This is a genomic window from Hydrogenophaga pseudoflava NBRC 102511, from assembly GCF_001592285.1.
GTDB classification, from domain to species: domain Bacteria; phylum Pseudomonadota; class Gammaproteobacteria; order Burkholderiales; family Burkholderiaceae_C; genus Hydrogenophaga; species Hydrogenophaga pseudoflava.
In genome coordinates, this window is the sequence record NZ_BCWQ01000001.1 from 203,200 (window position 1) to 224,414 (window position 21,215).

A 21,215-nucleotide genomic window follows, 5' to 3' on the forward strand; every position below is an offset into this window, starting at 1 on the left:
CGGTGTCGCTCAGTCGCGGAAGTTGTTGAAGCCCAGCGGCAGTTCCTTGAGTTCGCTGCGGATCAGGGCCATCGCCGCCTGCAGGTCGTCGCGCTTGGCGCCGGTCACGCGCACCGCGTCGCCCTGGATCGCGGCCTGCACCTTCATCTTGCTGTTCTTGATGGTCTGCTGGATCTTCTTGGCGTCTTCGCTGGCGATGCCATTGCGCACCTTGACCACCTGCTTGACCTTGTCGCCGCCGATCTTCTCGACCTTGCCGATGTCCAGGAAGCGCACGTCGACGTTGCGCTTGGTCATCTTGTTGCGCAGGATGTCCTCGACCTGCTGGAGCTGGAAGTCGGCGTCGCCGAACAGGGTGATTTCCTTGTCTTTTTCCTTGAGCTCGATGCTGGCGCTGGTGCCCTTGAAATCGAAGCGCGTGCCGATCTCCTTGGCCACCTGGTCGACCGCGTTTTTCACTTCCACGAAATCGGCTTCAAGAACGGTGTCGAAAGAGGGCATGAGTGGTACTCCCGGATGCGTGAATGAGACAATCCATGGATGTTAGTCGAGAACAATGTCGCCCTCCAGCCGATGAACACCTTCGGCATCGCCGCGCGTGCGCAACGCCTCGTTCGTCTGCGCTCCGTCGATGATCTGCTCGGCCTGATGGCCAGCCCCGACTGGCGGCAGCCGTCGGCGGAACACCCGGTGTTCGTGCTGGGCGGCGGGAGCAACCTGGTGCTGACGGGAGACCTCAAGGCCCTGGTGCTCAAGGTGGAGATCGCCGGGCGGCGGCTGGTCGAAGAAACGGACAAGGGCTGGCTGGTGGAGGCCGGCGGCGGAGAGGGCTGGCACGACTTCGTGCGCTGGACGCTGGAGCAGGGCTGGCCGGGGCTGGAGAACATGGCGCTGATCCCGGGCACGGTGGGGGCGGCGCCGGTGCAGAACATTGGCGCCTATGGCGTCGAGCTGCAGGACCGGTTCCACTCGCTGGACGCGATGGACCTGGAGACCGGGCGGATGTTTTCGCTGGATGCGGCCCAGTGCGGTTTCGGTTACCGCGATTCGGTGTTCAAGCACGCACCCTCGGACGAGCGCAGTTTTGGCCTGAAAGGTCGTGCACTCATCACGCGGGTGCGCTTCTGGCTGCCCAAGCCCTGGAAACCGGTGCTGGGCTATCTGGACCTGGAGCGCAAGATGGACGAGACGGGCATCCGCCAGCCCGATGCGCGCCAGATCTTCGACTGGGTGGTCGCGATCCGCCGCGCCAAACTGCCCGACCCGGCCGTCATCGGCAACGCCGGCAGCTTCTTCAAGAACCCGACGGTGACGCCCGAGCAGTGCGCCGACATCATCGCGCGCGATCCGAAGGTGGTGCACTACCCGATGGACGACGGCAGCATCAAGCTGGCCGCCGGCTGGCTCATCGACGCCTGCGGCTGGAAGGGCAAGACCATGGGCCATGCGGGCGTGTACGACAAGCAGGCGCTGGTGCTGGTCAACCGGGGGGATGACGAGCACCCTTGCACCGGTGGCGAGGTGATGACCCTGGCCAAGGCGATCCAGACCAGTGTCTACGAGCGCTTTGGCATCCGGCTGGAGCCGGAGCCTGTCGTCATCTGACGTCTTCGATCTTTGCGTGCCCAGGGCGGTGCCGGGGTGGGGTGCTGCAAAGCGAAGTAAAGGAGGAGGCGGCCACAGGCCGCCGGGGGACATGAGCGGCGCAGCGCCGCACCCCGGCGCCGCCCGCTCCACGAAGTCAGATCACTTCCCGCCTTCGAGCTTGAAGATCTCCGACGTGCCGTCGCCCATCGACAGCAGGCCGGTGTGGGCGTAGATGCCCAGCTTGGCGCGCGTGTCGGTGATGTCGAGGTTGCGCATGGTCAGCTGGCCGATGCGGTCCAGCGGGCTGAACGGGGCGTCCTCCACCTTCTCCATCGACAGGCGCTCGGGCGCATAGGTCAGGTTGGGCGACTCGGTGTTGAGGATCGAATAGTCGTTGCCGCGGCGCAGTTCCAGCGTCACTTCGCCGGTCACGGCGCGGGCCACCCAGCGCTGGGCGGTTTCGCGCAGCATGATGGACTGCGGGTCGAACCAGCGGCCCTGGTAGAGCAGGCGGCCGAGCTTGAGACCGTTGATGCGGTACTGCTCGATCGTGTCTTCGTTGTGGATGCCGGTGACCAGTCGCTCGTAGGCGATGTGCAGCAGCGCCATGCCCGGGGCTTCGTAGATGCCGCGGCTCTTGGCTTCGATGATGCGGTTCTCGATCTGGTCGCTCATGCCCAGGCCGTGGCGGCCACCGATCTCGTTGGCCTTGAGGAACAGCTCGACCGGCGAGGCGAAGGTCTGGCCGTTGAGGGCGACCGGCTGGCCTTCCTCGAAGCGGATCGTGACTTCCTCGGCCTTGACTTCGACTTCGGGCTTCCAGAACGCCACGCCCATGATGGGGTTGACGATGCGGATGCCGCTGTTGAGGTGTTCCAGGTCCTTGGCCTCGTGCGTGGCGCCGAGCATGTTGCTGTCGGTGCTGTAGGCCTTCTCGACCGACATCTTGTAGTCGAAGCCGTTGGCGATCAGGAACTCGCTCATTTCCTTGCGGCCGCCCAGCTCGTCGATGAAGCGCTGGTCCAGCCAGGGCTTGTAGATCTTCAGGCTCGGGTTGGTCAGCAGGCCATAGCGGTAGAAGCGCTCGATGTCGTTGCCCTTGAAGGTGCTGCCGTCGCCCCAGATGTGGACGTCGTCCTCCTTCATGGCGGCCACCAGCATGGTGCCGGTCACGGCGCGGCCCAGCGGGGTGGTGTTGAAGTAGGTGATGCCGCCGGTGCTGATGTGGAAGGCGCCGCATTGGATGGCGGCAATACCTTCGTGCGCCAGCTGCAGGCGGCAGTCCACCAGGCGGGCTTTTTCAGCGCCGTAGGCCATGGCCTTGCGCGGGATCTCTTCGTAGTCGCTCTCGTCGGGCTGGCCGAGGTTGGCGGTGTAGGCGTAGGGCAGGGCGCCCTTCTGCTTCATCCACAGCAGGGCGGCGGAGGTGTCCAGGCCGCCGGAGAAGGCGATGCCGACTTTCTGCTGGGCGGGCAGGTTCTGAAGAATGGTGGCCATGTGTGTGCTCTCTTTGGGATCGGCCGCGGATCAGCCGAAGTGGCAGATGTAGTGGTAGGCCTCGGTCACGCGGATGTCGAAGCTGCTGTTGCCGGGCACGCTGAACTTGTCGCCCGGGCCGGACTTGATCCAGGCATCGGTGCCGGCCAGCTTGTACTCGCAGCCACCGGCCACGCATTCCATGATCTCGGGCGCGCCGGTGTTGAAGGTCAGGGTGGCGGGCAGCACCACGCCGACCGACTTTTTGGTGCCGTCGGGGAAGGTGATGCCATGGCTGACGCACTTGCCGTCGAAGTAGACATTGGCCTGGGTGGTGACGGCAACGCCGTCGATGCGCGAGGTGGTCATGAGGAAGGTCCGGAAAAGGAAACGGGCGCCGAACGGCGCCCGGGCAACCCGCGATTTTAGTGGACCACTGGTGGTGTCAAAGGTTGGTCCAGTAGATGCCGTTCAGAGAGGCGATGTAGAGACGACCATTGCGGATCGCCAGGCCGCCAACTTCTGCCAGACCTGCGGGTAGGGCGCCGAAAAACACACCACGCGCGTACGGTGAGCCAACAATGGTTGTGACCGTACCGGATGGCGTGATTCTCCTGACGGTGTAGCCATCCCAGTCAGCCGTGTACACGTTGCCCGTGGCCATGTCCACCGTGAGGGCATAAGGGTTGTCGAAACGCGCCGCAGTACCCTCGCCGTCCACAACGCCATAGGCGCCTTGTCCTGCGAGTGTGGTCACCAAGCCCGACGGTGTGATTTTTCGGATGCGGTGATTTCCCTCGTCAGCGACGTAGAGGTTGTCGCTCGCATCCACGGCAATCTGTCCAGGGCACCTGAAGCGCGCATCGGTTCCCTGACCGTCGGCATAGCCAAAGTTGCTGTACTGGGTTGGAGCGCCAGCAAAGGTGCTGACAACGCCGGCCGGTGTGACCTTCCTGATCCGCGAGCTGGGGAAGACGGCACCGGTATAGCACTCGCTCACGAAAATGTTGCCGCTGGAATCACGTGCGATGCCCCGGATGCCTAGGAAACGGGCTGCCTGCGCCTGTCCATTGACATACCCTGAATTCCTGAGATCTCCCGCGATGGTGGTGACGACCCCAGTCGGATTGATGGTTCTTACAGTGTGGTTGTCGCCGGTGTACCCCATTCCATTTGCGTCGAACGTGATGGCCTGCATACCGAACAGCGCGGCTCCGCTGCCGACGCCATCTCGGTAGGCGACCGGGCTGTTCCAGGAGCCAACGAAGCTGCTGACCGTTCCGTTGGGTGAAACCTTCCTTATCTCGGGGTATCCGAGATAGTCAGCTGAGGTCTGTTTGCTGTCGACGGCGTACAACGTCCCCGCCGGATCAAAGACCAAGCCACGCAGCCCACCGAACCTTGCACTCTCTCCGGCGGCGTTTACGTTTCCGTACGCATTCACCTTGCCGGCGAACGAAGCCAGAGCCTTGCTGTAGCTACCCACGGTTGCATTGACGTAGTACGCGACACCCTCATAGCGGTAAGTGCTGGCCAGATTGGCGATCAGGTGGTCGCGTTCGCCGACGCTGGCGGTGTAGAAGTGGAAACCGCGTTGCAGGTGATAGAAGCGGTAGAGCGCAGTGGTGCCGGGCAGCGCGGTTCTGGCCGCGTAGTAGGCGGCGCCCTCCAGTGCCATCCAGGGCATGGTGGCCAGGATGTGGTTCCGCTCGGTTTCACTGATGGTGAAGACATGTGTGCCATTCCGGGTGTTGGCGAACCGGTACACCGGCGCGAGGCCTGTATCGGTGGTCTGCCAGGCGGCAAAGACCGGGCCCTCGTAGCGGAACTGGGACAAGGTGTTGAGGATAGCGTCCCGTTCTGCGATGGACTTGGTCAGCAGGTGGGCGCCTGTCTGGTTGTTGAAGAAGCGGTAGATCGGGGCTGCGGGCGCTGTCACCGCTTTTCGGGCGACGCTCGACGCGGCTTGTTCGATGTTTTCTACCTCTCGAACCTGCTGGACCTCGGCCTGATTCAGGGCCGCCGATCCGGCCCAGGCCTCGTTGTCTGCTGCTGTGGCTCCAGGGGCCTCAGCAGGGCGACCGGCGGTTGTGGTGTCTGCCAACGCCGTGTCGCTGCGTGGTTCCTGCGCCTGTGGTTGGTCTTGTTCGCTCCCGCCTCCGCAAGCGCTCAGCAGCGCGCAGACGCACAGAGCACTGACTATGCTCGTTCGTATCATGTCGAATCACTCCCTGAAGAAACAAAAGAACTGACTATCCGAGCCCAGTATCGGGTTTTTTTGGATTCGAAAGTATACTTTTGTATGCGTTCTGGGTTCCCTCAGGGTGTGCAAGCCGTGTTCTCTAGAATCCCGCGACCTGCACCTGGACCCTCCATGACCCTCCCTCCGTCCCCCAGTCAGCCCGTGGGCAAGATCGTCAGCCTTCAGTGGCTGCGCTTCGTTGCTGCGTCCATGGTGGTGCTCTACCACGCGGCGGTGTACCTGACAATGATGAAAAAGGGCGCGCATGTCGGCTTCGTGCCCATGTGGTTTGGCGGCGTGGGGGTCACGCTTTTTTTTGCGCTGTCCGGCAACCTGATGGCCATGCTGATGATGCGCAGCGACGCGCCCACCTTCCTGATGCACCGGGTGGTGCGCATCTACCCGATTTACTACATCGTGGTGGCGCTGGTGTTTCTGGCGTCCCTGGCGTCTCCGATCAAGCCACCCTTTGACTGGCGTGCGCTGTCCCTGTTTCCGTACGGAGGGACGACCTATCCGCTGGGGGTTGAATGGACGCTGGTTTTCGAGATCGCTTTCTACGTCTTTGTCGCCTTGCTGATCTGGTTCCGGAAGACAGGCAGCGCGGTGTCTTTCCTGGTGGGATGGCTGGCGCTGATTCTGCTGAACAACATCCTTCGACCGGACAACCCGCAGGTCAACGTCTACCACCCCTTTCTGCTGCCGTTCGTGACGGTCAACGTCGGCTTTGCGATGGGGATGCTGATTCCCCTGGTGTGGCGGGACCGATCGGTTCATCCTGTGCTGGCGGCCGTGCTCGCAGTGACCTTGTTCTACGTCGGGTCGTCGCTCGGGGTCATGCAGGTGAGATGGTGCATGGGTGTCGGGGCGGCACTGCTGGTGCACAGCCTGACGCACCATGTGCCCACCTGGACGCACCCTGTGGTGGATGCCGTCGGAGACCGCCTGGGGGGTTACAGCTATGCCATCTACCTGTGCCATGTGCCGGTCGTGCGCACGCTCTACGCCGTGTGGACGGACGCAGCGCCGATGACGCTCTTCTGGTCCGCCGTCGGACTGACGTTCCTGGTTTCCGTGTTGGTGGGGGAGGTCGACATCCGCCTCTACAGGCTGCTGAAGAACCGGGTGGACCGTTGGTCCGGAGGCATTCGCCGTGCGTTCGCCATGCTCTTTCTGCTGGCTTTTGCCGGTGCGACCTGGCTGTCGATCTGAGTGCCAGGCGTCGAGAATGACCAAGGCGGTCCTCGTGCCGAATGCCGTGTTTGTGCCGGACAAAACCTGACAAGGAACGGCTCGTGAACCACACCATCGTGATCATCGGCTCCGGCCACATGGGCGCTGGCATCGCTGCCATCTTCAGCGCCGCTGGCCACCCAGTCGTGCTGCTCGGCCGCGATGTGGCCCGATTGCAAACGCGCTTGCCTGTCATCGGCGCACTGGCCGCCACGCTGCCAGCGGCCCAGCCGCCTGGCTCATTGGTGGCCGCTGATGTGCTCACCTGGAACAACTGGGACGATGTGGCACTCGTCATCGAAACCATCAGCGAGGACCTGGCCGCCAAGCGCGCCCTGTTCGCCGACCTTGACCACCGCGTGCCGCCGCACATTCCCATCGGCAGCAACAGTTCGGGTTATGGCATCGACGAGATGACCGAGGGTCTGGGCACCACCGATCGCATGCTCAACGTGCACTACTCCATGCCCGCGCACATCGTGCCCATGGTGGAGGTGGCGATGGGTTCCAGGACGAGCCTGCCGCTGGCCGAAGGCGTGTGCCGCCTCATCCAGGCCACCGGCAAGAAGACCACGCTGATCAGGCAGTACATCCCCGGCCTGCTCATCACGCGTCTGCAGCACGCGCTGATGCGCGAAGCCCTCTCGCTGGTGGATCGTGGGCTGGTCACTCCGCAGGACATCGACGACGCGGTGCGCTTCGGCTTCGGTTTCCGCTTTGCCGCGCTTGGCCCCATGGCGCAGAAAGAAATGTCCGGATGGGACACACACGTCGCCTCCGGCGCGTCGGTCTACCCCAGCCTGTCGAACATCAGCACCCCGCCGGCCTGCGTGGCCGATCTGGTGAAGCAGGGCCGCACCGGCATGAAGAGTGGCGCAGGGTTTGAGGAGTGGACGCCCGACGAGGTGGCCGCGTTCAGGCAGCGGTACGAGGCGCGCTTGCAGGCGGCGTTTGCGGTGCTGGGGGTTGCGCCTGACTGACTGAGTCAGGCAGCGCGCCGCACCATCATTTCCTTGATCTTGCCGATGGCCAGTGCCGGGTTCAGACCCTTGGGGCACACATCGGTGCAGTTCAGGATGGTCCGACAGCGGAACAGGCGATAGGGGTCGTGCAGGTTGTCTAGCCTTGCTCCGGTGGCCTCATCGCGACTGTCCACGAGAAATCGGTAGGCCTGTAGCAGGCCAGCAGGGCCAACGTACTTGTCCGGGTTCCACCAGAAGCTCGGGCACGCGCTCGAACAGCAGGCGCACAGAATGCATTCGTACAGGCCGTTGAGTTCTTCACGGGATTGGCTGGACTGCAGTCGCTCCCGGGCTGGTGGCGGCGACTCGGTCATGAGCCACGGCTTGACCGAGTGGTACTGCTTGAAAAATCCGGTCATGTCGACGAACAGGTCGCGCACCACCGGCAGCCCAGGCAGTGGCTTGAGGGTCACGGTCTGCGGCAAGGTCGTCATGTTGGTGAGGCAGGCCAGCCCGTTCTTGCCATTGATGTTCATGGCGTCTGAACCACAGACACCCTCGCGGCAGGACCGGCGGAAGCTCAGTGTCGGGTCCATGGCCTTGAGTCGGATCAGGACATCCAGCAGCATCCGGTCGCCCGGGTGCACGTCGATCTGGTAGCGCTGCATGCGCGGCGCTACATCCTTGTCCGGGTCGTAGCGGTAGATGTTGAAGACCCGCATGAGCCGTTCCCTCAGCCAGCCTGCTCGGACTGGAGGCGGTCCGCGTGATCCACCAGGTGGCGCATCTGGTCTTCCGAATGGATGGTGAGTGAGTGAGCTGTGCAGCCTGGCCGAGTGGAGAGGTCGCTGGCCATTTCACGGCATTGTGCCGTTTTATGGTGTCCGCACAAGCCTGCCCGTGCGCTGACGCTTCTTGCGCATCCTGCGACTGGCTGGCGGCCAGCAGGTGCGGCGCCAGCCCTCAGAACAGCACGCGGCTGCGCAGGGTGCCCGGCACGCGCGCCAGCTCGGCCAGCGCCAGCTCGGAGTGCGCAGCGTCGATGTCCATCACCACGTAGCCCACGTCGTCGCGCGTCTGCAGGTACTGCGCCGAGATGTTGATCTGGTGGTCCGAAAAAATGCGGTTGATGCCGGAGAGCACGCCGGGCACATTGCGATGGATGTGCAGCAGGCGGTGTTTGCCGGGGTGCGCGGGCAGGGCCACCTCGGGAAAGTTGACGGCCGAGGTGGTGGTGCCGTTGTCGCTGTACTTGACCAGCTTTTCCGCCACCTCGATGCCGATGTTCTCCTGCGCCTCCAGCGTGGAGCCGCCGATGTGCGGCGTGAGGATCACGTTGTCCAGGCCGCGCAGGGGCGATTCGAACGTGTCCTTGTTGCTGTGCGGCTCTTCGGGGAAGACGTCGATGGCGGCTCCGAGCAAGGACTGGTTTTGCAGCGCGCTGGCCAGCGCGTCCACCTGCACCACGGTGCCGCGCGAGGCGTTGATCAGCACGGCGCTGGGCTTCATGCGCGCGATCTGGGCGGCGCCGATCATCCATTGCGTGGCGGGCGTTTCGGGCACGTGCAGGCTCACCACGTCGGCGGTGGCCATCAGCTCGTCCAGGCTGGTGAGCGGTCTGGCGTTGCCCAGTGGCAGCTTGGTCGCGACGTCAAAAAACACCACCTGCATGCCCAGCGCTTCGGCCAGCACCGAGAGTTGCGTGCCGATGGCGCCATAGCCCACGATGCCCAGTGTCTTGCCGCGAATCTCGAACGAGTTGCTGGCCGATTTCAGCCAGCCGCCGCGGTGCGCCACGGCGTTCTTTTCGGGGACGCCGCGCATCAGCAGGATGGCTTCGGCCAGCACCAGTTCGGCCACCGAACGGGTGTTGGAGAAGGGGGCGTTGAACACCGCGATGCCGCGTTCGCGCGCGGCGGCCAGGTCCACCTGGTTGGTGCCGATGCAGAAGCAGCCCACGGCGGCCAGGCGGTGGGTGTGGCTCAGCACCTCGGCGGTGAGCTGGGTGCGCGAGCGGATGCCCAGGAAGTGCACGTCGGCGATCTTGGCCTTGAGTTCATCGTCGGGCAGGGCGCCCGGAACGCTCTCGATCTGGCTGTAGCCCGCTGCGCGCAGCACCTCGACGGCCGAGGGGTGAATGCCTTCCAGCAACAGGAAGCGGATCTTGCTCTTGTCGGTCGAGGTTTTCGGGCGAGGCGGAGGAGTCTGGGGCGTCGTGGTGCTTGCGTTCATGGCTGATGAATGTAGTCACTTCTTTCGCTGGCGCCCTCTTCGCGGCTCATACCCCTCAGCCGGTTGCGGGTAGGCCCGTCACGCGGTCCGCGCCCGCCCACCTTTCTCCGCCCAGGTCCGCGTCCAGCGCACCTGCATCTTGCGCATCACACCCAGCATCAGCAGCGAGAACACGGCCAGCACGATGAAGCCGGTGAGGAAGCTGTCGGTGTTCTGTTTGGACTGGCCCATGAGCATGGGCACCAGGCCACCGCCGAGGGCGCCGATCTCTCCGATCATGGAGCCGGCCACGGCGGTGGAGGTGGGCCAGCGCAGCGGCACCAGCTGAAACAACGCACCGTTGCCCGCGCCCAGCGCAGCAAAACACACGATGAGCAGCAGCGTGGTGAGCACGATGGACTGCGAGGACAGGCCCACGCCGACCAGCGCCGCGGCCACCACCACCAGCACCACGGTCAGCGTGTTGACGCCGCCCCAGTGGTCCGAAATCCAGCCGCCGAAGACGCGCACTGCGGCGCCCATGAAGGCGGCGAGCATGGTGAGCTGGCCGGCCTGCACCTTGCTCACGCCGAACTGGTCGTGGTAGTAGGTGGGCAGGAAGGTGGTGATGCCGATGAAGCCGCCGAAGGTGACGACGTAGATCAGGCTGAACACCCAGCCGTCCTTTTCCAGCAGGCAGGCCAGGTGGTCCTTGAGGTGGGCGTGTTCGTCGCGGTCGGGCGGCTCCTTGGCCATGAACAGCACCACCAGCATGGGCACGAAGGAGGCGAGGGCGGCGAAGCCGTACACGGTCTGCCAGCCGAACTTCTGCGCCAGCGGCGGTGCGAGCAGGGCCGCCACGGCGGTGCCCACATTGCCCGCGCCCACCAGGCCCATGGCCAGTCCCTTGTACTTGGGTGGGTACCAGCCCGAACCCAGCGACATCGCGACGCCGAAGCTGGCGCCCGCCACGCCCAGCAGCAGGGCGAGCTTGAGCAGGTCGTCGTAGCTGTGCACGAAGAAGTAACCGAAGGCCATGGTCAGCGTGATCAGGCTCAGCTCGACCAGGGTGGCGGTCTTGCGGCCCACGTACTGCGCCAGCAGACCCAGGGGGAAGCGCATGATCGCGCCGGCCACGATGGGGATGGACAGCAGCAGGCCTTTCTGCGCCGGCGTGAGGTTGAACTCCTCGCTGATGAAGGGGGCCATGGCGCCGTTCATCACCCAGATGACGAAGGAGAACATCAGGTAGAAGAAGGCGGCGAACAGCGTGGGCGTGTGGCCACTTTGGAGGAACGAGCGGAATCCGGCCATGGTCGTGGTCTGTGGAGTGGGGCGGGGTGGATGCACCACGGCCGCAGGCCACCCGGGCGGGCGCTGCGGTCGCGGAGGCGCCTGTTCACCGCGAACGCGGTGTGGCGCAGAGAGGGAAGGCCTTCGTCAGCCTTCGCCCGATTTCTTGCAAGCTTCGTGCCCGTCGAATCACGGGCGGGATGCACCAGCTTGGGGTGCGTGCGCTCAGGCTGCCTTCTCGACGTGCGCCTGGCGCGTGTAGAGGAAGTCGATCACGGCCTTGCGGTGCTGCTGGTACTGCGGATCGTCGGCGAGGGCGACGCGGTGGCGCGGGCGCGGCAGGTCGACCGCGAGCACTTCGCCGATGGTGGCGGCCGGCCCGTTGGTCATCATCACGATCTTGTCGGAGAGCAGCACCGCCTCGTCCACGTCGTGCGTGACCATGACCACGGTGGCGTGGGTTTTGCCGACGATCTCCAGCAGCTCGTCCTGCAGCTTGGCGCGGGTGAGCGCGTCCAGCGCGCCGAAGGGCTCGTCCATCAGCAGCACCTTGGGCTCCATCGACAGCGCACGGGCAATGCCCACGCGCTGCTTCATGCCGCCCGAGATTTCGCCGGGGCGCTTCTGCGCGGCGGCCTTCAGGCCCACCAGTTCCAGCGCCGCATCGGTGCGCACCTTCAGCTGGATGCGGGTTTCGGTGCGGCCGAACACCCGCTCCACAGCCAGGAAGATGTTCTCGTAGCAGGTCAGCCAGGGCAGCAGCGAATGGTTCTGGAACACCACGGCGCGCTCGGGGCCGGGGCCTGCGATTTCCTTGTCGGCGCACAGCAGCACGCCACTGGTGGGCGTGGTCAGTCCGGCGATCAGGTTCAGCAGCGTGGACTTGCCGCAGCCCGAGTGGCCGATCAGCGCGACGAACTCGCCTTTGGCGACGGAGAGGTTGATGTCCTTGAGCGCGGGGAACAGGCCCTTCTTGGTCTTGAAGGTCTGTTCTGCGCCCTGGATGTCGATGTACTTCGTGTTCATGCTTTCACTTCCTCATAGGTGAAGAGAGAGGCCAGCTTGATGAGCGCGAACTCCAGCAGCAGGCCGACGATGCCGATCACGAAGATGGCGATGATGATGGACGAGACGTTGAGGTTGTTCCACTCGTCCCAGACCCAGAAGCCGATGCCCACGCCGCCGGTCAGCATCTCGGCCGCCACGATCACCAGCCAGGCGGTGCCCACCGCCAGGCGCACGCCGGTCAGCAGGTAGGGCAGCACGGCGGGGAACAGGATCTTGGTGAAGATCTTCCACTCGCTGAGGTTGAGCACGCGGGCCACGTTCATGTAGTCCTGCGGCACGCGCTGCACGCCCACCGCGGTGTTGATGACCATGGGCCAGATCGAGCAGATGAAGATGGTCCAGATGGCGGCCGGGTTGGCGCCCTTGAACACCAGCAGACCGATGGGCAGCCAGGCCAGCGGCGAGACCGGGCGCAGGAGGCTGATGAGCGGGTTGAACATGCGCGAGAGGAAGACCGAGCGGCCGATGGCAAAGCCCGCGGGGATGCCCACCAGCGCCGCCATGCCGAAGCCGATGGCCACGCGCTGCAACGAGGCCAGCACGTTCCAGCCCACGCCCTGGTCGTTCGGGCCGTTGCTGTAGAACGGGTCGGAGAACACCTGCACCGCCTGCGCCCAGGTCTCGGCCGGTTTGGGTATGCCGCTGTTGGAGGTGGACGCGATGGCCTGCCAGACCAGCACGAGCACCGCCAGGCCCAGCACCGGCGGCAGCACGGCCATCCAGAAGCTGCGCAGATCGATCGCAGGCTTTTTCGGAGCAGGGGGCGCTGCGGCGGGCCTGGCTTGCGAGGCGGTCATGGCTTTGGCGATGGGCGAGGTGGTGGGGCTGGCGGCGGGCGGGGCCGAGGCCTCCAGCGGCATGTGAAAAACGGCGGCGACCATGGTGGTGCTCCTTGTAAAGGGTCAGGCCTTGATGGCGAAGCCGTCGGCGTACTTGGCGGGGTCCTTGCCGTCCCACACCACGCCGTCCATCAGCTTGCTGCTGCGCATCGGGTCCTTGGGCACGCTGATGCCCATGGCGCCTGCGACGGACTTGTAGAGCTCGATCTGGTTGATCTGCTTCGCGATGCCGAGGTAGTCGGGGTGGCTCTTGATCAAGCCCCAGCGCTTGTGCTGGGTGAGGAACCACATGCCGTCGGACAGGTAGGGGAAGTTGACCTTGCCGTCGTTGAAGAACTTCATGTGGTTGGGGTCGTCCCAGGTCTTGCCCATGCCGTTCTGATAACGGCCCAGGATGCGCTGGTTGATCGCGTCGACACCGGTGTTGATGTAGGCCTTCTGCGCCACGGTCTCGGCCATCTTCAGCTTGTTCTGCAGACCGGCATCGATCCACTTGCTGGCTTCGAGCACGGCCATCATCACGGCGCGCGTGGTGTTGGGGTACTTCTTGGTGAACTCGGCCGTGGTGCCCAGCACCTTTTCAGGGTGGTCCTTCCAGAGGTCCTGCGTGGTGTTGGCCGTGATGCCGATGCCGTCCATGATGGCGCGGTGGTTCCAGGGCTCGCCCACGCAGAAGCCGTCCATGTTGCCCACGCGCATGTTGGCCACCATCTGCGGCGGCGGCACGGTGATCAGCTTGGCGCCCGACAGCGGGTTGATGCCCGCGGCGGCCAGCCAGTAGTGCATCCACATGGCGTGGGTGCCGGTCGGGAAGGTGCCCGCGAAGGTGTACTCGCGTTTGTTGGCGGCCATGAACCTGGCCAGGGACGGGCCGTCCACCGCGCCCTTGTCGGCCAGCGCCTTGGACAGCGTGATCGCCTGGCCGTTGTTGTTCAGGCTCATCAGCACCGCCATGTCCTTCTTGGGGCCGGCCGTGCCCATGTGCACACCGTAGACCAGGCCATAGAGCACGTGGGCGAAGTCCAGCTCGCCGTTGACCAGCTTGTCGCGCACGCCGGCCCAGCTCGCCTCCTTGGTCGGCACGATGGTCACGCCGTATTTCTTGTCGAAGCCCAGCACGCTGGCCATCACCACGCTGGCGCAGTCGGTCAGCGGGATGAAACCGATCTTGACCTCGGTCTTTTCCGGCGCGTCGGAGCCGGCGGCCCAGACGCCGCTGTGGCCCAGGGTGGAGAAGAAGGTGGCGGCGGCCGCGCCCTTCTTGATGAAGTCGCGGCGCGAGGCGCTGTCCGCGGTGGGCGCGGCGGCGGTCTCGGGTGTCGTGGCGCGGTGGTCGTTCATGCTCAACTCCTGTGAAGAAAAAAACCAAAAACTGAAACCGGAAAACAAAACGGCGCCCATTTCAGGCCCCCCTGTCGGGGGCGAGAAATGGACGCCGTTGTCCTGAGTGTCCTGAGACGGTCGGGAGGGTGTGCCGCCATTGGCACGTCCCGTTGTCCATCCTTCAGCACGGACCGTGCCAGCTTGTTGCTCTGTGCCGCCGTGTTGGGGTAAGTTTTTGATTTGTATGTGTTTTTTGAAACGCTCAGTGAGGCGGTGGGGCGGCGGGCGCCGTCGGGGTGGCTTCAAACTGGTGCGCTGTTGTGGTGCGGCACAGCTTTTGTGCGCCGCAGCAGGGCGGCTCAGCGCAGGCCCGGCGGCAGGATCTCGGCCATGGCCAGCACCGCCTGCGCCACGTCCACCAGGCGCCGGTTCTGGTTCATCGCCATCTGGCGCAGCGTCTTGTGCGCCTCGTGCTCGCTGAGCTGGCGGTGTGCCATCAGCAGGCCCTTGGCGCGTTCGACGATCTTGCGTTCGTTCAGGCTGGCACGGACCATGTCCAGCTCGTCACCCATCTGCTGCAGGCGCTGCGCCTGTTCGTGCACCAGTTCGAGGATCGAGCGTTCCACCTGCGGGCCGTAGGCCTGCACCGGGTGCCCCAGGTTCACCGGCGGCGCGGGGGCGGCCTGGCCTTCGTCGAAGAAGTCGCCGTGCTCGGGCAGGTCCTCGCCCAGCGACTCGGCGCGCTGCCACTTCTGGAAGTCGGCCAGGTCGCGGGTGGCGGCCGCCAGGCGCTGGTGGCACAGGGCCTCCAGCTCGGCGGCCAGCGCGTCCTCCACCGTTTTCATGGTGTCCATGCGGGCGGTGCAGGCGTCGAACCAGATCTGGCTCAGGCCGGTGTCCAGCGGGCCGCCGGGCAGCGAGGTGGCCAGGATGCGGCGCAGCCGCTCCAGCGAGGCCTGCGTGTCGTGCCGCTGCACGGCGGCCCAGGCCTCGCGCAGCGGCTCGCTGGCGAAGTCGGCGAACACCTGCAGACAGCGTTCCTGCGAGTCGATCAGGTGCAGCAGGCGCTGCTGGCCGTCGGCCTGCGCGCAGCCCGCCGCGAACAGGGCCGAGCCGGTGGCGCGCTCCTGGCCGGCGAATTCCTTGCCCTGGATGAAGTTGAACAGGGCCACCAGGCGGCGCGAGATGTCGGGGTCGGAGGCGCTGTCGGCGGCCTCGAACACCACCGCCAGCAGGCCGTTGATCAGGCGGATATAGCCGGCGGTGGCGCGTGCGGCGCTCCAGACCTGTGTCTGCACACGCAGGCGCAGCAGGGGCAGGGCGTCCAGGCCTTGCAGCACATAGGCGATGCGGCTGAACAGGCGGGCGCCGTTGCCGGCGCGCGGGGTCTCGGTGTCCAGGGTGTCGAAGGCGGCGCGCACCTCGGCCTGCAGCTCGTCGCAGCACGCCACCTGGGCCAGGCGCTCATCGGCCCAGTGCTGGCCTTGCGAGGCGAGGTACAGGTTGGACAGGCCGCGCTCGCGCTGCAGCGCATGGATGAAGCGGCCGGTGGCGTTGACCAGGGCGCTGGTCAGCGCCAGCTGTTGCAGGCCGGCGATTTCACAGCGCTTGGCGGCAATGAGGAAACAGAAGGCCGATTTCATGCCCCGGGGTGGCAGCAACATTCGTGCCGCCGCGCGGCGTGCGAGGCGCACCGACTGGTGGGTGAAACGGCGCCGCCTGTCAGCCCGGCGGGCCGCAGCCGAATGACGGCGGGGGATTCGGGTCCAATTCCGGGTTCGCGCGTTTTCCGGAAGCAGAGGGTGCCCATGGTGTGGTTGAAGCGAGGTGTGGCGTGGGCGGTGTTGTCCGCGGGTCTTCTGACCGCCTGTGGTGGTGGCCAGACAGACCAGGAGGCCAGCGCCCGGCAGCAAGCGGCCGACGCCGGCGTGGTCGCCAGGGCTGCGTCTTCGACCGGCGGCGCAGACGCGGTGCCTGTCTCGCTCGGGGTGGCGAATGTGCGCAAGGCCGCTTCGGGCCGGGTGGCGGTGTTCCGCTTCTACAACACGGGCACGGGCGCGCACTTCTACACCACCAGCATCGAAGAGCGCGAGGCGGTGTACCGGACCGCGGCCCACATGAGCCCGGAGGGCGAGGCCTTCTACGCGGCCGGCGCCGCCGGAGCCGGGCTGAGCCCGGTGCACCGCTTCTACAACACGCAGACCGGTGTCCACTTCTACACCATCAGCGAGGCCGAGCGGGCCAATGTCGAGGCCAACCTCCCGCAGTTCACTTACGAGGGCATCGCCTACTACGCCAGCCAGACGCCAGCGGCCGGGTTCACGCCGCTCTACCGCTTCCTCGTGGTGCGCCAGGGCGTGCACTTCTACACCGCCAGCGAGGAAGAAAGCCTGCGCCTGCAGGCCACCATGACCGCGACGCACCGGTATGAAGGCGTGGGTTACCACGTGATGGCCTCGGCCTGCGCCAGCCCGCCTTGCGGCCCGACCGGCCCCAACCGGCCCCGGGTCTTCATCGCCCTGCATGGCAACAACCAGCTGGCCGACAACGCCGCGCTGGACGCACAGTGGACCTACGTGCGCCAGAACGCGCATGGCATCTGGGGCAACAACGCCAAGATCACGGACGAACAGAGCGCGAACCTCATCCGCAAGATGACCACGCGGAACCTGATCACCGAATACCCGGTGCCCCCGGGCACGTCTGCGTGGCTGCCGCTTCTCGCGTTCAACAACCTCCAGGTGCTCTACCCGGACATGGACCAGAGCCTCAACCCGGAGGCCATTGCCTTCTACACCAGCGACACCAGCCGCTGGAATGGTCGCACCGTGGCCCAGGCCGAAGCGATCTACACCGACCCCACCGCGCCGGCGAGCCGCCGCTACGGAGCCGTCTACACCGGCTGGCAGCCGCAGAACTTCGACCCCACCAACCCCAGGTACATCTACGCGAATGCCAACGCGGTGCTGGCTTTCCGCAGCAGCAAAGGCACCTTCATCGAGTGTCCGCTGGGTGCCTGCACCAGCGGGAAGCTCGGCGAGGCGTTCCGCCGGGCGATCCGTGAGACCCACGTGCGCGGCCGGCCCTTCATCTGGTTTGCGAGCAATGCGTTCAGCACCAGCCCGGGCTGGCTGGCCGCCTTTCAGGCGACCTACAACGCGATTGCGGCCGAAGGCCTGTGGCGGCAAGAGGACGCGATTGCCATCGTGAACTACGACGGCGTGTATCCCAAGCTGCCGGAAACCCTGGGCGGCGGTGTTGCCGCCGACACGTCGATGGGGCTGGCCTACTGGGCGCTCCAGCAGCGCGCCGCCGCCACCCCCTGACCGCGCCGCGCCCGGGGGGCGGCCGAAGCCCTTGTCAGGCCGGCGTCATGCCGTGCCGGCGCTTGAGGTCGGCGGTATGCGGGCTGGCCAGGAAGTCAAGGAAGCCTTGCACGGCCCCGGCCTGGGTGCTCACGGTGGCGCGGGCCGCCGAGAAGGTGGTGACGATCTGCACGGCCTCGGGCAGACCGCCGATCACGTCGATGCCCGGAACCCCCGTCATTTCGCTGAGCTGCTGGAAGCCCAGCGCAACCTCGCCTTTGGCGATCAGCGAGGCCACCGAGGTGCCTGGCGGCGGCGTGACGATGCGCGGTGCGATCTGCTGCGCAATGCCCCAGCGCTCGAACAGCTTCGCCAGTTGCACACCGCTGGGACCGGTGGAGTAGCCGAGCGTGGGCGCGGCCAGCACCGCGGCCTTGAGCGCGGCTTCGGTGGCGATGTCCGGGTGCGGGGTGCCGGCCGGCACGGCCACGGCCACGGCCGAGCGGACCATGTCGGTGCGGCTATCGGCCGCCACGTGGCCGCTGGCGGCCAGCTTCTCGATCGCGTCCGAGGCCAGGGCCACGATGTCGAAGGCCTCGCCGGCCACGACGCGTTTGGCCGCGTCGACGCCGCCGACCGAAGTGACGGCGACCATGGTGTCCGGCTGTTGCGCCGAATACGCGGCCACCAGGTCGGCCAGCAGGGCCTTGGTGGCCATGGAAGAGATCAGGGTCAGGGAAGTGGTCGGCATGGCGGCAAAGGGCTCGTGGGCGGAGCCCGCCAGCGTATCAAAGCCACTCTCGTCTGACCCGTGTCCGCGCGTTCTTTCTGTTATCAGGCCACGGCATGGACCGGCGCGGCCGCCGCTGCGACCGGAGGCGCTGAGGGCACCAGCTGCGCGCGCACCGACACCACCCCGCCGACCATGATCAGCGCTGGCGGGCGCACCTGGTGGCGCAGCGCCAGCGCGGGCAGCTCGGCCAGCGTGCCGGTGATGCAGCGTTCGTCGGGCAGGGTGGCCTTCTCGACCAGTGCGGCTGGCGTCTGAGGCGACAGGCCGTGGGCGATCAGCTGGCGGCAGATCTCGGGCAGGTTGTTCACGCCCATGTAGAGCACCACGGTCTGGCGCGGGCGCGCGAGCATGGCCCAGTCCATGTCCAGGCCCTGGCCGTCGCGCAGGTGGCCGGTGGCCAGCACGAGGGAACAGGCGTGGTCGCGGTGGGTCAGCGGAATGCCGACCGAGGCCGCGGCACCCTGAGCGGCCGTGAGGCCGGGGACCACGGTGAACGGAATGCCCTCGGCGGCCAGGGCCTGGGCCTCTTCGCCGCCGCGGCCGAAGATGTAGCCGTCGCCGCCCTTGAGCCGCAACAGTGAGCGACCGCTGCGCGCCAGTTGCACCATGAGTTCGATGATCGAGGCCTGGGGCAGGGTGTGGCGCGAGCTTTCCTTGCCGACATAGATGCGCTCGGCGTCGGGGCTCAGGTGTTCCAGCACCGCCGGGCTGACCAGGTGGTCGTACAGCACCAGCCGCGCCGCCTGCAGGGCCTTCACCGCCTTCACCGTCAGCAGATCCGGGTCGCCCGGGCCCGCGCCCACCAGCGTCACCGTGCCCGGAGGCGCTGCGCAGCCATCGGCATCGGCGGTCCGCGCGGGGGTGATCAGGTTGACCAGGTTCATGACTCGCTCCGTCGTGGGATGTCGGCCCGGCTGCATCGCCGGGACGTCCGTTGTTGTGAGGCCCATTGTTCGGACGCGACGGAGGACCGTCCTTGAACCAGTTCAAGGACAACGCCTGTGACCGGGCAGAGCATGTGCCTGCTCGCATCGGCCATGGACAGCAGCCGGGCGAGCGGGCACAGCGCCCCACCAGGGACGGCCACTTCAAACGCTGCTCCACGACGGAGAGAGAACATCATGAGATCCCGCACCACGATTCGCCTGACGATGCTGGCGATGGCGGCACTGATCGGCACCGGCGCGTTCGCGCAGGCGGCTGCAGACAAGAAGCTCAGCCCGGCGGAAGCCAACTACCAGGCCGGCGGATCGCCGTTGGTCAACGAGCCGATGTACCAGGCGACCAATCCCAAGGCGCCGCCGATGACGCAGGCCGAGTTCGACACCGCACGCAAGATCTATTTCGAGCGCTGCGCCGGCTGCCACGGCGTGCTGCGCAAGGGCGCCACCGGCAAGCCGCTGACACCCGACATCACCATCGGCAAGGGCACGGACTACCTCAAGGTGTTCATCGCCTACGGCTCCCCGGCCGGCATGCCCAACTGGCAGACCAGCGGCGAGATGAGCGAGAAGGAAGTGGACCTGATGGCGCGCTACATCCAGCACGACGCGCCCACGCCGCCCGAATACAGCCTGGCCGACATGAAGGCCACCTGGAAGGTGATCGTCCCGCCCGAGAAGCGGCCGACGAAGAAGATGAACAACTACAACATCACCAACATCTTCAGCACCACGCTGCGGGACACGGGTGAGGTGGCGCTGATCGATGGCGACACCAAGCAGATCATCAACATCGTCAAGACCGGCTACGCGGTGCACATCTCGCGCCTGTCGGCCTCGGGTCGCTACCTGTTCGTGATCGGCCGCGACGCCAAGATCAACATGATCGACCTGTGGATGGAAAAGCCCGACAACGTGGCCGAGATCCGCACCGGCCTGGAAGCGCGCTCGGTCGAGACCAGCAAGTTCAAGGGCTTTGAAGATAAGTACGCGATCGCCGGTTCGTACTGGCCGCCCCAGTTCGTGATCATGAACGGCGACACGCTGGAGCCGCTGAAGATCGTGGCCACCCGAGGCAACACGGTCGACACGCAGGAGTACCACCCCGAGCCGCGCGTGGCCTCCATCGTGGGCAGCCACTACAAGCCCGAGTTCGTGGTGAACGTGAAGGAAACCGGGCAGACCCTGCTGGTGGATTACTCCAACATCGATGCGCTCAAGGTCACCACCATCGGCACCGCGCGCTTCCTGCACGATGGCGGCCTGGACTCGACCAAGCGCTACTTCATGGTGGCGGCCAACAACAGCAACAAGATCGCGGCGGTGGACCTGAAAGAGGGCAAGCTGACCAAGCTGATCGACGTGGGCAAGATCCCGCACCCGGGCCGTGGCGCCAACTTCGTGCACCCGACCTACGGGCCCGTGTGGTCCACCGGCCACCTGGGCGACGAGACCATCTCCCTGATCGGCACCGACCCGGTCAAGCACCCCAAGAATGCCTGGAAGGTGGTGCAGACCCTCAAGGGCCAGGGCGGCGGCGCGCTCTTTATCAAGAGCCACCCGAAGAGCAGGCACCTGTACTCGGACACACCGCTCAACCCCGATCCGAAGATCTCGCAATCGGTCGCGGTGTACGACATCGACAACCTGGAGAAGGGCTACACCGTGCTGCCGATCGCCGAGTGGGCGGGCATCAAGGACGACGGCGCCAAGCGCGTCGTGCAGCCCGAGTTCAACAGGGCCGGCGACGAGGTCTGGTTCTCGGTGTGGAGCGCCAAGAACAAGGAGAGCGCGCTGGTGATCGTGGACGACAAGACGCTCAAGCTCAAGGCCGTGATCAAGGACCCGCGCCTGATCACGCCGACCGGGCACTTCAACGTGCACAACACCCAACACGATGTGTATTGAGGGCACCCCCCTGCGCCGCTGACGCGGCTTCCCC

The 21,215-nt window shown here is 65.8% G+C and carries 18 protein-coding genes; 5 read left to right on the forward strand and 13 right to left on the reverse strand.

The annotated features are described in order from the left end of the window. Nucleotides 1-9: 9 nt before the first annotated feature. Entirely contained in the window at nucleotides 10-501 is a 492-nt protein-coding gene (locus tag HPS01S_RS01050) for a YajQ family cyclic di-GMP-binding protein (protein ID WP_066149938.1), read from the reverse strand. A 39-nt stretch (nucleotides 502-540) separates the two neighbouring features. Here HPS01S_RS01050 and murB point away from each other — a divergent pair, with 39 nt between their 5' ends. Continuing rightward, nucleotides 541-1,605 carry a UDP-N-acetylmuramate dehydrogenase gene (murB, locus tag HPS01S_RS01055; RefSeq protein WP_066149942.1) on the forward strand — a complete coding sequence of 355 codons (1,065 nt, stop codon included), beginning with the start codon at nucleotides 541-543 and terminating at the stop codon, nucleotides 1,603-1,605. A gap of 141 nt (nucleotides 1,606-1,746) precedes the next feature. On the opposite strand, the gene argG is transcribed toward murB, so the two are convergent. The 3 genes from argG to HPS01S_RS01070 form a co-directional block, all read right to left on the reverse strand. Continuing rightward, nucleotides 1,747-3,084 carry an argininosuccinate synthase gene (gene argG, locus HPS01S_RS01060; protein ID WP_066149945.1) on the reverse strand — a complete coding sequence of 446 codons (1,338 nt, stop codon included), beginning with the start codon at nucleotides 3,082-3,084 and terminating at the stop codon, nucleotides 1,747-1,749. A 30-nt stretch (nucleotides 3,085-3,114) separates the two neighbouring features. After that, nucleotides 3,115-3,432 (reverse strand): pyrimidine/purine nucleoside phosphorylase, encoded by a 318-nt coding sequence (gene ppnP / locus HPS01S_RS01065; protein ID WP_066149948.1) that lies wholly within the window; start codon nucleotides 3,430-3,432, stop codon nucleotides 3,115-3,117. A gap of 76 nt (nucleotides 3,433-3,508) precedes the next feature. After that, on the reverse strand, nucleotides 3,509-5,167 hold the full coding sequence (locus HPS01S_RS01070; RefSeq protein WP_066149951.1) for an NHL domain-containing protein: 1,659 nt from the start codon (nucleotides 5,165-5,167) through the stop codon (nucleotides 3,509-3,511). A 300-nt stretch (nucleotides 5,168-5,467) separates the two neighbouring features. On the opposite strand from HPS01S_RS01070, the gene HPS01S_RS21925 reads away from it, so the two are divergent. Further along, nucleotides 5,468-6,517 (forward strand): acyltransferase family protein, encoded by a 1,050-nt coding sequence (locus tag HPS01S_RS21925; protein ID WP_066149953.1) that lies wholly within the window; start codon nucleotides 5,468-5,470, stop codon nucleotides 6,515-6,517. An 83-nt stretch (nucleotides 6,518-6,600) separates the two neighbouring features. Further along, nucleotides 6,601-7,518: a 3-hydroxyacyl-CoA dehydrogenase NAD-binding domain-containing protein gene (locus tag HPS01S_RS01080; RefSeq protein ID WP_255284124.1), complete on the forward strand. Its 918-nt coding sequence runs from the start codon at nucleotides 6,601-6,603 to the stop codon at nucleotides 7,516-7,518. A 5-nt stretch (nucleotides 7,519-7,523) separates the two neighbouring features. On the opposite strand, the gene HPS01S_RS01085 is transcribed toward HPS01S_RS01080, so the two are convergent. From HPS01S_RS01085 to HPS01S_RS01115, 7 genes are all read right to left on the reverse strand, one after another. After that, complete coding sequence (locus HPS01S_RS01085; RefSeq protein ID WP_066149959.1) at nucleotides 7,524-8,222, reverse strand: succinate dehydrogenase iron-sulfur subunit; 699 nt, start codon at nucleotides 8,220-8,222, stop codon at nucleotides 7,524-7,526. A 241-nt stretch (nucleotides 8,223-8,463) separates the two neighbouring features. Further along, nucleotides 8,464-9,732: a phosphoglycerate dehydrogenase gene (gene serA, locus HPS01S_RS01090; RefSeq protein ID WP_066149961.1), complete on the reverse strand. Its 1,269-nt coding sequence runs from the start codon at nucleotides 9,730-9,732 to the stop codon at nucleotides 8,464-8,466. Between the two features lie 78 nt (nucleotides 9,733-9,810). Then, entirely contained in the window at nucleotides 9,811-11,025 is a 1,215-nt protein-coding gene (locus HPS01S_RS01095) for an MFS transporter (RefSeq protein ID WP_066149964.1), read from the reverse strand. A gap of 204 nt (nucleotides 11,026-11,229) precedes the next feature. Further along, on the reverse strand, nucleotides 11,230-12,030 hold the full coding sequence (locus HPS01S_RS01100; RefSeq protein ID WP_066149966.1) for an ABC transporter ATP-binding protein: 801 nt from the start codon (nucleotides 12,028-12,030) through the stop codon (nucleotides 11,230-11,232). Then, nucleotides 12,027-12,953, reverse strand: a complete 927-nt coding sequence (gene ntrB / locus HPS01S_RS01105; protein ID WP_066149969.1) for a nitrate ABC transporter permease — start codon at nucleotides 12,951-12,953, stop codon at nucleotides 12,027-12,029. The genes HPS01S_RS01100 and ntrB overlap by 4 nt, the downstream gene beginning before the upstream one ends. A gap of 21 nt (nucleotides 12,954-12,974) precedes the next feature. Next, nucleotides 12,975-14,252 carry a CmpA/NrtA family ABC transporter substrate-binding protein gene (locus HPS01S_RS01110; protein WP_133156187.1) on the reverse strand — a complete coding sequence of 426 codons (1,278 nt, stop codon included), beginning with the start codon at nucleotides 14,250-14,252 and terminating at the stop codon, nucleotides 12,975-12,977. Between the two features lie 341 nt (nucleotides 14,253-14,593). Then, nucleotides 14,594-15,877 carry a nitrate regulatory protein gene (locus HPS01S_RS01115; RefSeq protein ID WP_066149972.1) on the reverse strand — a complete coding sequence of 428 codons (1,284 nt, stop codon included), beginning with the start codon at nucleotides 15,875-15,877 and terminating at the stop codon, nucleotides 14,594-14,596. A 165-nt stretch (nucleotides 15,878-16,042) separates the two neighbouring features. Here HPS01S_RS01115 and HPS01S_RS01120 point away from each other — a divergent pair, with 165 nt between their 5' ends. Then, nucleotides 16,043-17,560 (forward strand): hypothetical protein, encoded by a 1,518-nt coding sequence (locus HPS01S_RS01120; RefSeq protein ID WP_066149973.1) that lies wholly within the window; start codon nucleotides 16,043-16,045, stop codon nucleotides 17,558-17,560. Nucleotides 17,561-17,594: 34 nt separating this feature from the next. Here the strand turns inward: HPS01S_RS01120 and HPS01S_RS01125 are convergent, their stop codons facing one another. Together HPS01S_RS01125 and cobA are read right to left on the reverse strand one after the other, a co-directional pair. Further along, nucleotides 17,595-18,290: a substrate-binding domain-containing protein gene (locus tag HPS01S_RS01125; RefSeq protein ID WP_066149975.1), complete on the reverse strand. Its 696-nt coding sequence runs from the start codon at nucleotides 18,288-18,290 to the stop codon at nucleotides 17,595-17,597. 83 nt (nucleotides 18,291-18,373) lie between these two features. After that, nucleotides 18,374-19,216, reverse strand: coding sequence for a uroporphyrinogen-III C-methyltransferase (gene cobA / locus HPS01S_RS01130; RefSeq protein WP_066149978.1), 843 nt, complete (start codon nucleotides 19,214-19,216; stop codon nucleotides 18,374-18,376). 267 nt (nucleotides 19,217-19,483) lie between these two features. Between cobA and HPS01S_RS01135 the strand changes: the two genes are divergently transcribed. Beyond that, nucleotides 19,484-21,181: a cytochrome D1 domain-containing protein gene (locus HPS01S_RS01135; RefSeq protein ID WP_476405181.1), complete on the forward strand. Its 1,698-nt coding sequence runs from the start codon at nucleotides 19,484-19,486 to the stop codon at nucleotides 21,179-21,181. Nucleotides 21,182-21,215 lie beyond the last annotated feature (34 nt).

Bases quoted from the DNA above. Each gene is read 5' to 3' on its own strand.
- HPS01S_RS01095 (WP_066149964.1), bottom strand. From the start codon at position 11,025: ATGGCCGGATTCCGCTCGTTCCTCCAAAGTGGCCACACGCCCACGCTG.
- HPS01S_RS01115 (WP_066149972.1), bottom strand. From the start codon at position 15,877: ATGAAATCGGCCTTCTGTTTCCTCATTGCCGCCAAGCGCTGTGAAATC.
- HPS01S_RS01135 (WP_476405181.1), top strand. From the start codon at position 19,484: ATGCTGGCGATGGCGGCACTGATCGGCACCGGCGCGTTCGCGCAGGCG.
- HPS01S_RS01110 (WP_133156187.1), bottom strand. From the start codon at position 14,252: ATGAACGACCACCGCGCCACGACACCCGAGACCGCCGCCGCGCCCACC.
- HPS01S_RS01085 (WP_066149959.1), bottom strand. From the start codon at position 8,222: ATGCGGGTCTTCAACATCTACCGCTACGACCCGGACAAGGATGTAGCG.
- ntrB (WP_066149969.1), bottom strand. From the start codon at position 12,953: ATGGTCGCCGCCGTTTTTCACATGCCGCTGGAGGCCTCGGCCCCGCCC.
- cobA (WP_066149978.1), bottom strand. From the start codon at position 19,216: ATGAACCTGGTCAACCTGATCACCCCCGCGCGGACCGCCGATGCCGAT.
- HPS01S_RS01100 (WP_066149966.1), bottom strand. From the start codon at position 12,030: ATGAACACGAAGTACATCGACATCCAGGGCGCAGAACAGACCTTCAAG.
- argG (WP_066149945.1), bottom strand. From the start codon at position 3,084: ATGGCCACCATTCTTCAGAACCTGCCCGCCCAGCAGAAAGTCGGCATC.
- serA (WP_066149961.1), bottom strand. From the start codon at position 9,732: ATGAACGCAAGCACCACGACGCCCCAGACTCCTCCGCCTCGCCCGAAA.
- HPS01S_RS01120 (WP_066149973.1), top strand. From the start codon at position 16,043: ATGGTGTGGTTGAAGCGAGGTGTGGCGTGGGCGGTGTTGTCCGCGGGT.
- ppnP (WP_066149948.1), bottom strand. From the start codon at position 3,432: ATGACCACCTCGCGCATCGACGGCGTTGCCGTCACCACCCAGGCCAAT.
- HPS01S_RS01125 (WP_066149975.1), bottom strand. From the start codon at position 18,290: ATGCCGACCACTTCCCTGACCCTGATCTCTTCCATGGCCACCAAGGCC.
- murB (WP_066149942.1), top strand. From the start codon at position 541: ATGTTAGTCGAGAACAATGTCGCCCTCCAGCCGATGAACACCTTCGGC.
- HPS01S_RS01050 (WP_066149938.1), bottom strand. From the start codon at position 501: ATGCCCTCTTTCGACACCGTTCTTGAAGCCGATTTCGTGGAAGTGAAA.